The sequence below is a fragment of the Streptosporangium sp. NPDC000239 genome (genome assembly GCF_040300765.1).
In the GTDB taxonomy this organism is placed as follows: Bacteria; Actinomycetota; Actinomycetes; order Streptosporangiales; family Streptosporangiaceae; genus Streptosporangium.
The window spans coordinates 45,409-59,760 of sequence record NZ_JBEPEI010000005.1 but is presented as its reverse complement, the minus strand read 5'-3'; the positions used below and the strand labels follow the sequence as shown (position 1 = coordinate 59,760).

Sequence of the window (14,352 nt, the reverse complement as noted above, 5' to 3'; positions counted from 1 at the left end):
ATGGGTTCGGAGGGCGACACCATCGGCACGACCGAGGCGGAGGCGCAGGGCAGGCTGGTCGGCAGGCGTTACCGCCTGATCTCACCGGTCGGCCGGGGCGGTATGGGTGTGGTGTGGCACGCGCACGACGTGCTGCTCGACCGTGACGTGGCGGTCAAGGAGTTGATCCTCCCGCCCGGTCTCGACGAGGAGGGCATGCACGCCGCGCACCGGCGCATGCTGCGCGAGGCACGCTCGGCCGCCCGGCTCAGCCATCCGGGGATCATCACGGTCCACGACGTGGTCGAGGAGGACGGCCGTCCCTGGATCGTGATGGAGCTGGTCCGCGCCTGGTCCCTTGAGCAGGCCGTACGGCGTAACGGTCCGCTGCCGGTCGTGCAGGCCGCCGAGATCGCCGTCCGGGTGCTCGACGCGCTGCGGCACGCGCACGGCGCCGGGGTGCTGCACCGTGACATCAAGCCGGGCAACGTGCTGCTCACCTCGGACCGGGTGGTGCTCACCGACTTCGGCATCGCCGCGATAGAGGGCGACGTCTCGGTCACCCAGACGGGCCTGCTGATGGGTTCGCCCGCCTACATCCCGCCGGAGCGCCTGTCCGGCAAGCCGATCACCCAGGCCGCCGACCTGTGGTCCTTCGGCGCGACGCTGTACACGGCGGTCGAGGGGCGGCCGCCGTACGAGGGGCCGGACGCGGTGGCCGTGCTCGGCGCGATCCTCACCCAGGAGCCCAACCGGCCGCAGCGGGCCGGGGCGCTGATCGCCGTCATCGAGGGCCTGCTCCGCAAGGACCCGGCGGACAGGATGACCGCCGGACAGGTCTCCGAACTGCTGGGCCGGGTGCTGCGCAGCCACGGTTCCGTGGCCCACGACCAGCTGCCCACCGCGCCGCCCGCGCCCGAGGTCCTCACCCCGGTACGGCCCGCGGCCCCGCAGCCCGCCCAGTTCTCACCGTTCTCCCAGACCTCGTTCACGCAGTCCGCGTCCGCCCAGCCGCCGGGGCCTTCGGGGCAGTCAGGGCCGACGGGACCGCTGCCCTCGCGGATCATCGAGACCCCCTCCGGGCCTGTCCGGGTGCCCTACGACGCGCCCGGGCTCGTCTCCGGGGCCTCCGCCGTCCACCCCGACGGTCGCCCCACCACCCGCCCCGACGGTCAGGAGACGGGGCACGGCCGCGGGTACGACGCGTTACGCAGCCCGGCCTCCGGTCTCGGGCGTGGCTCCTTCGTCGACCTTCCCGAGGCTCCTCCCGCCTCGGCGCGGCGTTCGGCGCGCGGGCGTGACGAGGAGGACACCCTGGCCGGGACACGGCCTCCCGCCGCGGGCGGCCGCAGGAGCGCGCGGCGCAGGGCCGTGAACGAGGGCCCCTGGATGCGCGGGGGCCGTCCGGCTCCCCTGCTGATCGCCGTCTGCGCGGTCGCGGCGCTGGCCGCGGTCGCCGCCGTACTGTTCCTGCTGTTCCTCCCCGGTTCGGCCACCCCGCAGGCGGCTCCCTCCCCGACCGCTCCGGCCCCCTCCTCGGCCGCGCCGTCGCCGTCCCGGGCCGAGATCCCCGGCGGTTACCGGACCCTGGGCGCCGGGGGTGTCTCGGCGGCGCTGCCCGGGGGCTGGACGGTGCGTGAGGCCGACGGGGTCGTGACCTTCCACGGGCCGAGGAACAGTGGGCAGAGCGTCGTCGTCTCCCAGACAGCGGTGACCGACCCGGTCGCGGCGCTCGACGGGATCACCAAGGACGACCTGGACGAGTACACCGAGGTCGGGGTTGAGACGGTGCCGTACGGCTCGTGGCGGGCGGCCGACTGGGAGTACACCTACGTCAGGTCTCCCGGGGCCGTCCCCATGCATGGTTTGACGCGCTATGTCGCGGTGGACGGGCAGAGCGCCTACCTGATCTCGTTCACCGCCCAGGATCTGGACTGGGACCGGGGCACCCAGGCACGGCGGGTCTTCTTCTCGACGTTCCAGCCGAACGCCTGAGCGACCCCCACCATCCCACCCGATAAAGCGTTATAAGTGATGACAAAATTCATTTGTGACCGCAACCCCCACAAATAGCGCCATTTCCTATAAAGAAACACGGAAAGCAGCCGCGGTGCAGCGGCGAACGCTCGTCGTCCTGTCCGTAGCGCAGATCGCCAGCGGGATCGGCACCGCCGTCGGCTTCACCCTGAGCTCCCTGGTCGTCGCACAGCTGTCGGGCTCGAAGACGATCAGCGGGCTCGCCGGGACCGCGACCGTCCTCGGCGCCGCCCTGCTCGCGCTGCCGACCGCCAGGACCTCCGGCAAGGGCGGACGGCGGGCCGGGCTGGCCCTCGCCTACGGCTGCGCCCTGGTGGGATGCGTGATCATCCTCGCGGCCGTCACCGTGCGGTCGTGGCCGCTGCTGCTCGGCGGGCTCGTGCTGTTCGGCAGCGCCGGCGCGGGCAGCCTGGCCTCCCGCTACTCGGCGACCGACCTGTCCCCGCCCGGGCACACCGCCCGGCACCTGGCGTGGGTGGTGTGGGCCGCGACGATCGGCTCCGTCGCCGGCCCCAACCTGGCCGAACCCGTGGAACGCCTCGGCCGCTCCCTCGGCCTGGCGCCGGACACCGGCCCCTTCGCGCTCTCCCTGATCGCCTTCGCCGTCGCCCTGGTCGTCATCCTGGCCGGTCTGCGCCCCGACCCGTTGCTCCTGGCCCGCTCCCTGGCCCCCACGGAGAACCCGGCGGCCCCGGAAAAGGGAGGCCCCAGGCGGGGCGGCACCCCGCGCACCGCCTGGCGGACCCTGCGCCGGGAGCCGGGCGCCTCCCGGGCGCTGGCCGCGATCGCGGTGAGCCACACGGCGATGGTGTCGATCATGTCCATGACGCCGGTCCACCTGGGCCACGGCGGCGCGGACTACTCGGTCATCGGCATCGTGCTCAGCCTGCACATCGCGGGCATGTACATCCTGTCCCCGGTGGTCGGCTGGCTCTCCGACCGGATCGGCCGGGTCAGAGTGCTCGTGCTCGGCATGGGGTTCCTGCTGGCCGCCGCGGTCCTGGCGGGCGGGGCCGGACCCCACGACGTCGCCCGGGTGGCGGCGGGGCTCACGCTGCTCGGCCTCGGCTGGTCCTGCGGGCTGATCTCCGGCTCCGCGATGCTCAGCGAGGCCGTACGGCTCGAAGACCGCCCCGCCGTACAGGGCGTTTCGGACCTGCTGATGAACGTCTGCGGCGCGGTGGGCGCGGCGCTCGCCGGGGTGGTCGTCGGCACCCTGTCCTACGGGGTGCTCGGTACGGCCGTCGCGGTCATGGTGACCGTCACCGGCGCCTGGCTGGTCCTGCGGCCCGTTCACTTGGCGTCGGCGTAACAGCGCACGGCGACGGCGTGCATCGGGAAACGCACCGGCGTGTCCCCGAACAGCAGCCCGGTCGCCTCCTCCGCGGCCCTGCCGACCGCCTCGACCACCTCCTGGCCCAGCTCGGCGGGACAGTGCACCATCACCTCGTCGTGCTGGAAGAACACCAGCGCCGCCGGAGGGGGCAGCAGGCCACGCAGGACGGCCATGAACGCCAGCGCCCACTCCGCCGCGGTCGCCTGGACCACGAAGTTGCGGGTGAAGCGCCCCCAGTCACGCGCCGCCCTGGCCCCCTCCGGCCCCGAGACCAGCTCCCGCCAGCGTGCCGAGGGCGGCGGCGAGGTACGGCCCAGCCAGGACCGGACCAGCCTGCCCTCCTCCCCCGCCCTGGCGGCGTCCTCGACGAACCGGTAGGCCCTGGGGAAGCGCTGGCGCATCACCGCCAGCAGCTTGGGCGCGTCGCCGCTGGTCCCGCCGTACATCGCCGACAGCAGGGCGATCTTGGCGTGGTCGCGTTCACCGCCGAACGCCCGGGCCAGCGCCTGGTAGAGGTCGATCTGCCCGGCCGCCGCCGCCAGGCCCCGGTCACCCGCCATCGCGGCCAGCACCCGGGGTTCCAGCTGGGCGGCGTCGGCGACGACCAACGTCCAGCCCTCGTCGGCGACCACGACCCTGCGCATCACCTTGGGGATCTGCAACGCCCCTCCGCCGTTGGTCGCCCAGCGCCCCGAGACCACCCCGGCCACGACGTACTCGGGCCTGAAGCGGTTCTCCCGCACCCACTGGTCGGCCCAGGTCCAGCCGTGGAAGCTGTGGATCCTGGCCAGCTCCTTGTAGGCGAGCAGGGGCGCGACCCCGGGATGGTCGACCTCCTTGATCTCCCGCGCCCTGGTCGAGGTCACCGACAGACCGGCGGACTTGAACGCCTTGACGATCTGCTGCGGGGAGTCGGGGTTGAACGGGCCGCCGAAGGCCCGCGCGAGCTCGTCGGCCAGAGCCTGGAGCTTGGCCGGGCGCATGCCGTGCACGGGACGCGGCCCCAGCAGGTCGGTCAGCAGCTCGTCGTGCGCGTCACGACGCCACGGCATGCCCTCGTGGGCCATCTCGGCGGCCACCAGCGCCCCCGCCGACTCCGCGGCGACCAGCAGCCGGAACCGTCCCGGCTCGGGAAGGGCCTCGATCCGCCTGAGCTGGTCGGCGTGGACCTCGGCCACCAGGTCCGCGTCCGGCGGGGGCGCCTCCTCGTCGAACAACGTCGCCTGCCTGGCCTGCGGCCCGGGATGCTCCTCGGGCACCGGCAGGCCGTGCAGCCTGGCGTGCGCGGCCCGCGCCGAACGGGGCTCGCCGTGGCGCCCCTCGTAGCCCAGCAGCAGCCCCTCGGTGAGGGCCAGGTCGTGACAGCGCCCCAGCCGCACCCCCTCACGCAACAGCGCCGGGTAGACCTCCCGCGTGTCGGCCCAGACCCAGCGGGGCGTCGCCGTCCCCGCCCCCGTCTCAAGCTCCCGTACGGCCGCCGCCAGATCGGCGACCGTCCGGGACCCCTGCCCTTCGGGGCGCAGCACCCCCGAGGTGCCGGGCCCCGCGGCGACTGCCATGTTCATCCGGCCAGCCTGTCACGCGGGACCGACACTTCCGGTCAGGCGCCTCCCGTCAGGTGAGCGGGATCTCGACCTCGTCCTCAAGCGGCGGCTCCATCTCCTGCGGCAGGCAGCCGGTCGCGGCGAAGCAGCGGATCCGCAGACTGGCCGGGGTCACCGACACGTGCAGGAAGCTTTTGAAGAACGGCGGAGTGTCCCAGTCGGACAACTCCGACAGGTAGCGGTGGAAGGTCTTGCCGACGGGCAGCCGCAACGGCATGGGCCAGCCGCCCAGGATCCGCGCCGCCCAGCGCATCCTGCGCGTGATGGGGACCGGCCCGATGTCCCTCGGCGGGGTGTTGCCGATCTGCCGCGACATCAGCGCCACCCCCTCCTCCGGGGTGAGGTAGAGCCAGCGCATGCGCAGCCGTTCGCTGTAGAGCTTGCTGTAGAACGACAGCGAGTCGCCGCGCAGCGGGTAGCACCGGTAGTCGTCCTCGTTCACCCCGCCGACGGTGATCCTGGGGGTGGTGTGGGTGGCGTGCATGAAGGCCCCGGAACCGCCCGCCACGATGTACTGGATCGTCCGGTCGCCGACCCTGACCGGGAAGCGCTGGTAGTTGTGCACGTCACCGCCGATGGCCGCGACGTAGTTGTTGGCCGGGTCGGTGACGACGTCGTCGATCGTCCCGCCGCCCTCGATCCCGGACGGCTTGTAGTCGTTGCGGACGTAGATCGGCTTGCCGGTGATCAGGATCTTGGGCCGTGGGTCCCGGGAGACCTCGCGCAGCCAGCGTCCCTGCTCCCGGTCCAGGCCGCCGTGGATGCCGGTGTCGACGCCGACGATCAGCAGGCTCGGCGTCTCCATCGCCCAGTACGGCCCCGGCTGCGCGGGCTGGGCCGTACCCTGCTCGGGGCGGGCCCTGAGTTTGCGCGCGCCGGTCAGGCGGACCTCGTCGATCGCCTCCGGCTCACGCCACAGCGTGCCGCGCAGCCCCGAGCGCGACATCCTGAACCCGCGCCGCTCCTGTTCGAGCGCGGGCGCGTCGCAGAAGACCCGCATGAAGCCGCCGAGCCCGTCGTACCAGTCGTGGTTGCCGGGGACCGCGTAGATCGGCGCCCGATAGTCCTGGTAGGGGCGGAAGAACTTGTCCTCGTACTCGTCGCCCGCGCCCGCCGGATAGATCACGTCGCTGGCGATGACCGCGAAGGCCGTGTCCGCCCCGATCTTGAGCATGCCGGGGACGACGGCGTACTGCGACAGGTCGCCCTCCCCGGTGTCCCCGAGGAGGAGGAAGGAGAACTCGGGCCCGACGTCCATCGGGACGCGGAGGGAGGGGTCGACCCCCCGTTCGAGCTGCGCGGCGACCCAGCGCGCCCTGGCCTGTCCCGAGGGGTCGCCGAACAGGCCCGCGAGCACCTGGTTCCTCGACTTCCACAGCACGCGCGGGCTGAGCCAGCTGAAGGTCTTCCTGTCGGGCACCAGGGCCCTGAAGGTGCCCATCTGGGCGCAGGACCAGCCCGCGCCCTCCTCTGAGACCCGCGAGGAGACCTCACGCCCGCGCCTGGCGGCCCGCCCGACATCGACCATGGTCATATCTTGGCGTTGATCTTACGGAGACGCATCCGTTTCGTGGTGAAACCGCCCACCGCGACGGCCCAGCCCTTTACGTTGTAGATCAAGAACTGGGGATCAGCGCCCCGGGGTTGAGAACCCCCTCCGGGTCGAGCCGTTCCTTGATCCCGCGCAGGATCTCCCCGCCCAGCTCGCCGATCTCCACCGCGTAGGCCTCCCGATGGTCGCGTCCCACCCCGTGGTGGTGCGAGATCGTGCCGCCCTCCGCCACGATCACCTCGCTCACCACGCGTTTGGCCCGTTCCCACTGCGCCACCGGGTCCTCCTCCTGCGCCGTGACGACCGTGAAGTAGAGCGAGGCCCCGGTGGCGTACACGTGGGAGATGTGGCACATCACCAGCGGCGCGCCGAGTGAGGCGGTCAGCGCCGCGCGCACCGCCTCGTAGAGCCGGGGCAGAACGGCCCAGAAGCCCGCCGTCTCCAGCGTCTCCACGGTCGCCCCCTCCGCCAGCAACGCGTCCCGCAGGTACGGCGCCGCGTAGCGGCCGCGCGCCCACGCCTGTCCCGGCTCGGTTCCCAGACAGGTTCCGCCGAGTTCGGACAGCACCGCGGCGGCCCGCTCCCGCGTCTCAGCGACCTCCAGGGGACCGCCCTCATAACCCGCGACGACCAGGCAGCCCGCCCCGGCCACCGGTTCGCCGATCTCCTCCGGCCTGGCCAGCCCGATCATCGTCTCGGTCTCGTCGGAGAGCCTGAGCACGGTCGGCAGCGGCCCGTCCTGGGCCAGCCGCCGCAGCGCCGCGGCGCCCTCGGAGAAGGAGGCGAAGCGCCATCCCTCGTAGTGGCGCTCCGCGGGCGAGCGCCGTACCCGGAGCCGGAGCGAGGTGATCACGCCGAAGGCGCCCTCCGAGCCGAGGATCACCTGGCGCAGGTCGGGACCCGCCGCCGACCTGGGCGCGCGGCCGAGGTCGAGGGTGCCGCGCGGGGTCGCGACCGTCATGCCGACCACCATGTCGCCGAACCCGCCGTAGCCCGCCGAGGCCTGACCGCTCGACCTCGCCGCGGCGAAGCCGCCGAGTGTGGCGTACTCGAACGACTGGGGGAAGTGCCCGAGGGTGAGCCCGTTCTCGCCCAGGAGCCGTTCGGCCTCGGCCCCCCGCAGCCCCGGCCCCAGCTCGGCGACCATCGACTCGGTGTCGAGGGAGACGAGCCGGTCGAGCCTGCCCACGTCCAGCGCGACGACCCCGGCGAAGCCGTGCCCGTCGGCGCTCAGACCGCCGACGACCGAGGTGCCCCCGCCGAACGGGACGACCGCGACCCGGTGGCCGGAGCACACCCGCAGCACCCGGAGCACCTCGTCGTGGGAGCCGGGCAGCACCACGGCGTCCGGTGCCCGCGAGGCGTCCCCGGCGCGCAGGCGGATCAGGTCGGGGGTCGACTTGCCCCGGGTGTGCCGGATCCGGCTCTCGTCGTCGGAGCGGACGTGCTCGGCGCCGACGACCGCGCGCAGCTCGTCGAGGACGGACGGCGCGAGCACGACTTCGGGCGGCCTCACCTCTTCGAGCCCGACGGCGGGGGTGCTCGGCGCGCGCACCCCCAGCAGGTCGCGCAGCAGCGACCGTACGGCCTCGGGCAGCTCGACGGCCCCGGCGGGGTCGCCCCATCCGGACCAGAGCATGGGCTCGGCTGTTTTCTTGGGAGTGTCCACCTCTACACTGTGACATATGGCGTCCATTCGTCACAATGACCCCGTAGAGGGCGGAACACCCGCCGACCCGGTGCTCGACGCGGCCAGGGAGGTGGTGCTCGCGGTCGGTGTCAGGCGGACCACGCTCACCGACGTGGCCCGCAGGGCCGGGCTGTCCCGCATGACGATCTACCGGCGCTGGCCCGACGTGCACGCCCTGGTCGCCGACCTGATGACCCGCGAGTGGCTGCGCGTCGCGGGCCGCTTCGCCACCGAGGACCCGGTGACCGCCGCGGTCGCGACCGTCGGCGCGCTGCGCGGCCACCCGCTCTGGCGCAAGATCGTCGAGGTGGACCCCGAACTGCTCCTGCCGTACCTGCTGTGGCGCAGGGGCGCCAGCCACGAGGTGATGCTCTCGCTGGTCGGCTCGGCCGTCGCCAGGGGCCAGGAGCGGGGCACCGTACGGCCCGGCGACCCGGCGCGGCTGGCCGGGACGGTCGTGCTCACCGCCCAGTCGTTCCTGCTGTCCGGCCCCGTACTGCTGGCCCCGCTCACCGGGGACGCCCTCGACGCCGAGCTGACCGAACTCCTGGAAAGGTACCTGCGGCCGTGAACTCCTCCCTCAACGCGGCGCGGCGGGCCCGCGAGCTGGCCGGACTCCCCGGCCTCGTGGTCGACGTACTGGTCGTCGGACTCGGCGTCACCGGGACGGGCGCCGCGCTCGACGCGGCCTCGCGGGGTCTGTCCGTCGCGGCGATCGACGCGGGCGACCTGGCCTCCGGCACCTCACGGTGGAGTTCGAAGATGGTCCACGGCGGCCTGCGCTACCTGGCCAGAGGACAGGTCGGGGTGGCGCGGGAGAGCGCCGTCGAACGCGGCGTCCTGCTCACCCGCACCGCCCCCCATCTGGTACGGGCCCAGCCGTACCTGCTGCCGCTCACCCCGTCCGTCTCCCGGGGCCGGGCGGCGACGGTGATGACCGGCTACCGGCTCGGAGACGGGCTGCGGATCGCCGCGCGCACGCCCAGGCGCCTGCTGCCCGGCCCCTCAAGGGTTTCCGCGGGGACGGCGCTGCGCCTGGTGCCCGGCCTGGAGTCCCGGGGCCTGCGCGGCGCGCTGCTGTCCTGGGACGGGCGGCTGACCGACGACGCCAGACTCGTCGTCGCGCTGGCCAGGACGGCCGCCGCGCACGGCGCCATGATCCTGACCCGGTGCCGGGCGCTCGAACTGACGGGGGACGGGGCGCTGGTCCGCGACGAGCTGACCGGGCAGGTCCTGACGGTCCGGGCCAGGGCGGTCGTCAACGCGACCGGCGTCTGGGCGGGCACGCTGGTCCCCGAGGTCCGGATGCGGCCCTCACGCGGCAGCCATCTGGTGCTGCGCCCCGAGACCCTGCCGGGCCTGTCCGCCGGGCTGCACGTGCCGATCCCGGGCGAGGCCAACCGGTTCGTCCTGGTGCTCCCCCAAGCCGACGGCAGGGTTCACGTGGGGCTCACCGACGAGCCGGTCGAAGGCCCGGTGCCGGACGTGCCCTCGGTCCCGGAGGAGGACGTGACGTTCCTGCTCGGCGTGCTCAACTCGGTGCTCGGAACGGCGGTCGGCAGGCGGGAGGTGGCCGGGGCCTACGCCGGGCTGCGCCCGCTGCTCGACGCCGAGGGACGCACCGCGGACCTGTCGAGGAGGCACGCGCTCTCGGTCTCCCGCGACGGGGTCGTGACGGTCGCCGGGGGCAAGCTGACCACCTACCGGCGGATGGCGCAGGACGCGGTCGACCTGGCGGTACGGCTGCGCGACCTGCCGGCGGGCGGCAGCCGTACGGCCCGCCTGCCCCTGGTCGGCGCGACCGGGGGAAGCGGGACACCCGGACGACTGGCCGAGCGTTACGGGAGTGAGGCGGCGGCGGTCCAGGCACTGACACGGGAGGACCCGGCACTGGCCGAACCGCTGCCGACCGGGGTGACCCGGGCCGAGCTGGTCTGGGCCGTCAGGCACGAAGGCGCCCTCGACGTCGACGACCTGCTCGACCGCCGCACCCGTATCGGGCTGGTCGCCGAGGACAGGGCCGTGGCCCTGCCCGCGGCGCGGGCGGCGCTCGACCGCTGAACGGCGGCGCCGTATGACGACTTCCGTGCGCCCATGCGGGGGTCACCTGGGATCACGGAAGAACAGAGAAGAGGCTGGGGGAGGTTCAGGGCACCGGGCCCCTCCCGGCGGACCTGGAGCGGTGGCCCACCACCACCCCATGACCGCCGGCTCGGGACGGCGGACGACCGCCCGCCGGTGTGAGCCCGTTGACAGCGCCCATTGAAGCAGGGGTGTGGGTGCCCGCACGGGGGAACGGCTTTATTCGGCGGTTCCATTGACAGCGGGACACCGCAGGATTTAGTGAACGTCCGATTCACCCAGGGATCGCCCCGCTCCTCCTCCGTCACGTTCGCAACACTCTTAGGTTAGTCTTACCTAAGTATGCATTGGGAAGACGTCACCGGGGGGAGCGTTCCGGATATGACACTCAGGGGTTGCGCGCATCCCGAGGGCTGCCATACCGGCGACCTGCCCGTTCTGGCGAGCGCCACCGTCGGGGCACGCTTCTGGCTGCTGGTCGAGCACCCCGGCCCCTGGGCCTCCCACCTGGAGGAATGCCGCCTGCCCTCCGGGGTGCGCGCCCTCGTCGACAGGGCCGTCGCCGCCGGTGTCCGGCCCCAGCTCATCCGCCGTCCCGGACGCCGCAGACCCGTGACAGGCGGCATCCACGTCATGGTCGCCGACTCGACCGCCGCCGAGCCCTGGCTCGCCGAGGGCGTCGTCGCAGGTCCAGACGATCTTGACATGGACGCCTTGATGGCCGGAGTGGTCCCGGAGTCCTGCATACTTGTGAGTGAGCCGGTTTTTCTGGTCTGCACGCATGCCAAACGCAACGCGTGCTGCGCCCGCATTGGACTTCCCCTAGCTCGTTCCCTGGCGAAGGTTTTGCCGGACAGAGTATGGGAAACATCACATGTTGGCGGCGATCGCTACGCCGCCAACCTTGTGTGCTTGCCACACGGCCTCTACTACGGCAGCATGTCTCAGGCTGCTGCGATCGCGGCAGCCGATGCGTACCGGTCCGGCGAGATCACTCTCGACCGTTTCCGGGGACGTTCAGGCATCCCTGAGCCACTGCAGGCCGCCGAGCATTTCGTCCGCGCCCACACGGGCGAGCTCTCGGTTGGCGGAGTGGCCGTGGAGTCCTCCAGGTCGGACGGCGCCATCACCGAGGCATTTGTGCGCGGTAGTGGCGTTCGTTTTCGGGTAGTGGTTGAACCCATGACGTTGACGACGCCATGTGGTACGGCTTGCGCCGAGGAGATCACTACCTATCGGCTGGTCGCGCTGGACAGGCTCACCCCTGTGCGGTACGCCACGCCCGCCCTGACCTGACCTGGGGAACATCACGGCCTATCCAGGCGTTGGACCCAAGGACGCCGGAAACGTCCAATGCGGCATCAACCCGAAATACCTCTCACTAAAAGGTGGTTTTCTCATGTCTCAGGTACGTCGGCAGACCGCCCGGCCCCGGCCCAGCTGGGGCTGGCAGGATGACGCCGCGTGCCGGGGTGAGGACCTCGTGCTCTTCTTCGGTCCTGACGGGGAGCGTCAGCCTGAGCGTGACATCCGCGAGCGGAAGGCCAAGGCGATCTGCGCCCAGTGCCCGGTCCGCGCGGAGTGCCTGGACTACGCGCTGTCCCGTCCGGAGAAGTACGGCACCTGGGGCGGTCTGAACGAGGACGAGCGCGCCTCCGAGCGTCGCCGTCGCATGCGCCGCGCCGCCAGCGCCGGCATCAGCGCCGTCGCCTGAGCAAGTACCTCCACCCGGCTTCCCCCTGACGTGTGATCTCGCTGATTCCCCTGCGAGATCACACGTTGTCGTGTAAGGGATGGATACGTGCGGGCGGTCAGTTCCGCGGTGGAATCTTCGGTGTGTCCCGGTGCCCGCGCGAGGGCAGCGGTTTGACGTGGGACGCCGAGCATTCGGGGCAACTCTGGTCGACCCACGGCGGAGTGGTGACGATCCCCCTCCTGCGCCACACCACCGGACGCCCGTCGTCGGCGTGGCAGGTCTCGTAGAGGTCTCCCCAGACGTGCTGGCAGCGCAGGCACTGGAAGTCCCAGGCCTCGGCGACAGTGTCGATCTCTCGCATGTGCTCTCTTCTCGCATGGATTCCGTACCGGCCTGTGGGCAGGACGTCGGCCTATATGCGAGACACACCGATCATGATCAGCCTGCCGGCTCCGGTGGGCAGGGCGGCGGGAAGGTCCTCCCTGTTTCCGCTCCGCTCCGGCCCCCGCCCCTGCGGCGCCCGCGCGTCCCCGGCGGGGCGCGGTGCGGGCAGGTGCGATTCACGTCCCCGCCCGGCGTCGTGCGCCAGGGGTGAGACGGGCGTCTCGTCGACCGGGTGCGGGGCCTCCTCCACCCGTTCGACGCACTGGCGTTCGGCCACCAGGCCCACCAGTCCACCCGGCTGCCAGCCGAGACAGAGCCCGAGGCAGACGGCGAGCAGGACCCACGGCACCGTCCAGCGGCGCCGCGAGGGCGCTCCTGAACACGAACCGGCGATCACACCTACAAGGTTTGCCTACTCTGGGTCAACGAAACACGACCCACGGTGACCGGCATGGCGCCCGGAGGAACGCGACCCTCCCCGGTCCGCTGAAACACACGGCGCCGTGCCGGACCCGGGGCGGAGTCTCCCGCCCCGGGTCTTTCCCGTTCTCCACGGCCTGTGGCGGCCCGGGGCATCAGGGACGGCTGCGCCCCGGCTTACGCATCTCCTTGTGGATGGTCTTCCACCGGTTCTGCATCTCCTTGCGAAGGCGCGCGTCGGTCCGCGACGCCATCCACAGGGCCTCGCGCTGGAGCTTGTTCCAGCTCTCCAGCCGCCGCTCGGGAAGCGTGCCGTCCTCGATGGCGGCGATCACCGCGCAGCCCGGCTCGCTGTCGTGCCCGCAGTCGGCGAAGCGGCACCGCTCGGCCAGTTCCTCGATGTCGGAGAAGACCATGTCGACGCCCTCCCCCATGTCGTACAGGCCTATACGGCGGATACCGGGGGTGTCGATGATGAGCCCGCCGTCGCGCAACGGGATGAGCTCGCGGTGGACCGTGGTGTGACGGCCCCTGCCGTCGGCGGCCCTGACCTGCTGGGTCTCCATGACCTCCGCCCCGGCCAGCGCGTTGACCAGGGTGGACTTGCCCGCGCCCGAGGCACCGAGCACGACGGCGGTGCGCGTCCCGCCCAGGTGCCCGCGCACGATGTCCACCCCTTCTCCGGTGAGGGAGGAGATCGCGTGCGCCTCGACGCCGGGCGCCGCCGCGGCGACCTCCTCCATCAGGAAGGCCAGGCTCGCCCCCGCGAGGTCGGACTTGGTGACGAGCACGACGGGCTGGGCGCCGCTCTCCCAGGCCAGGGCGAGCAGCCGCTCGATCCGGCCGAGGTCGGCGGTGTCCGTGGCGTGCAGGGCGGGTTCGGCGACGAAGACGACGTCGACGTTGGCCGCGAGCACCTGCCCCCTGGAGTCGCCCGACAGGCCGCCGCGCGAGAGCCTGGCGACACCGCCGCGCACGAACGCCGTACGGCGGGGCAGCAGTGCCTCAAGCTCGTAACGGCCCTCGGCGAGTTTCCTGAGCCCGGCCCAGTCCCCGACACAGGGCAGGGCGACGGGGTCGGCCGCGGCGGCCCGCCGTACGGCGGCGCCGTAGTGAGCCTGGAAGTGCCCTTCGGCGCACAGGATCTCGGCGGCCCCCCGGTCGACGCGCGCGACCCTGGCGGGGATCAGCCCGTCGGGCAGCGAGGTGGCGTGGGAGTCGTCCCAGCCGAGCGAGGACAGGTCGGAGGAGACGGGAAAACGTGAAGCTGACAACGTGGGTACACCCTTTTCGAGGAAGGTCGGGTGCCCGGTGAAGGAAGTCGGCTAGACGGGCACCCGGAGGACGGCTGAAGGCATGCCAAGGAAGAAGACCCGCATGTCCTCACCTCCTCATCTCTCGGCCACCGCTCGCGGCGGTGGCGTCGCCCACGGGCGCGACAACGCCCACCCGCAGAACATTAGCGCGAACTCCCCCATCACGCGCAAACCTTTTTCCGGCGAGCCGGGGAAGCAGGGCCGTACGGCGTGCGAAAGCCCCGGAACCACGGGCTCCGGGGCTTTCTCTCGTGCG

General features: G+C 72.4%; 12 protein-coding genes. 6 read left to right on the top strand and 6 right to left on the bottom strand.

The features are described from left to right. Together ABT340_RS15200 and ABT340_RS15195 are read left to right on the top strand one after the other, a co-directional pair. Positions 1-1,974, top strand: a complete 1,974-nt coding sequence (locus ABT340_RS15200) for a serine/threonine-protein kinase (protein WP_352011339.1) — start codon at positions 1-3, stop codon at positions 1,972-1,974. A 115-nt stretch (positions 1,975-2,089) separates the two neighbouring features. Further along, positions 2,090-3,328: an MFS transporter gene (locus ABT340_RS15195; RefSeq protein WP_352011338.1), complete on the top strand. Its 1,239-nt coding sequence runs from the start codon at positions 2,090-2,092 to the stop codon at positions 3,326-3,328. Here ABT340_RS15195 and ABT340_RS15190 read toward each other — a convergent pair. From ABT340_RS15190 to ABT340_RS15180, 3 genes are all read right to left on the bottom strand, one after another. Next, positions 3,310-4,917, bottom strand: a complete 1,608-nt coding sequence (locus tag ABT340_RS15190; RefSeq protein ID WP_502992506.1) for a bifunctional 3'-5' exonuclease/DNA polymerase — start codon at positions 4,915-4,917, stop codon at positions 3,310-3,312. The two genes, ABT340_RS15195 and ABT340_RS15190, sit on opposite strands and share 19 nt — an antisense overlap. Positions 4,918-4,966: 49 nt before the next feature. After that, positions 4,967-6,484: a metallophosphoesterase family protein gene (locus ABT340_RS15185; protein WP_352011337.1), complete on the bottom strand. Its 1,518-nt coding sequence runs from the start codon at positions 6,482-6,484 to the stop codon at positions 4,967-4,969. A gap of 88 nt (positions 6,485-6,572) precedes the next feature. Further along, a complete protein-coding gene (locus ABT340_RS15180; RefSeq protein WP_352011721.1) occupies positions 6,573-8,147 on the bottom strand; it encodes an FAD-binding oxidoreductase in 1,575 nt (524 codons plus the stop codon). Positions 8,148-8,193: 46 nt separating this feature from the next. Here ABT340_RS15180 and ABT340_RS15175 point away from each other — a divergent pair, with 46 nt between their 5' ends. The 4 genes from ABT340_RS15175 (at position 8,194) to ABT340_RS15160 (ending at position 11,994) form a co-directional block, all read left to right on the top strand. After that, complete coding sequence (locus tag ABT340_RS15175; protein WP_352011336.1) at positions 8,194-8,769, top strand: TetR/AcrR family transcriptional regulator; 576 nt, start codon at positions 8,194-8,196, stop codon at positions 8,767-8,769. Then, positions 8,766-10,259 (top strand): glycerol-3-phosphate dehydrogenase/oxidase, encoded by a 1,494-nt coding sequence (locus tag ABT340_RS15170; protein ID WP_352011335.1) that lies wholly within the window; start codon positions 8,766-8,768, stop codon positions 10,257-10,259. The genes ABT340_RS15175 and ABT340_RS15170 overlap by 4 nt, the downstream gene beginning before the upstream one ends. Positions 10,260-10,661: 402 nt before the next feature. Further along, positions 10,662-11,576 (top strand): ferredoxin family protein, encoded by a 915-nt coding sequence (locus ABT340_RS15165; protein ID WP_352011334.1) that lies wholly within the window; start codon positions 10,662-10,664, stop codon positions 11,574-11,576. A gap of 103 nt (positions 11,577-11,679) precedes the next feature. Continuing rightward, on the top strand, positions 11,680-11,994 hold the full coding sequence (locus ABT340_RS15160) for a WhiB family transcriptional regulator (RefSeq protein ID WP_012893126.1): 315 nt from the start codon (positions 11,680-11,682) through the stop codon (positions 11,992-11,994). A gap of 97 nt (positions 11,995-12,091) precedes the next feature. Here ABT340_RS15160 and ABT340_RS15155 read toward each other — a convergent pair whose 3' ends face one another. The 3 genes from ABT340_RS15155 to rsgA form a co-directional block, all read right to left on the bottom strand. Next, positions 12,092-12,337 carry a hypothetical protein gene (locus ABT340_RS15155; protein ID WP_352011333.1) on the bottom strand — a complete coding sequence of 82 codons (246 nt, stop codon included), beginning with the start codon at positions 12,335-12,337 and terminating at the stop codon, positions 12,092-12,094. A gap of 51 nt (positions 12,338-12,388) precedes the next feature. Continuing rightward, complete coding sequence (locus tag ABT340_RS15150) at positions 12,389-12,757, bottom strand: hypothetical protein (protein ID WP_352011332.1); 369 nt, start codon at positions 12,755-12,757, stop codon at positions 12,389-12,391. 178 nt (positions 12,758-12,935) lie between these two features. Continuing rightward, the gene (gene rsgA / locus ABT340_RS15145; RefSeq protein WP_352011331.1) at positions 12,936-14,054 is read right to left on the bottom strand and encodes a ribosome small subunit-dependent GTPase A; all 1,119 of its coding nucleotides are present in this window, start codon (positions 14,052-14,054) and stop codon (positions 12,936-12,938) included. Positions 14,055-14,352 lie beyond the last annotated feature (298 nt).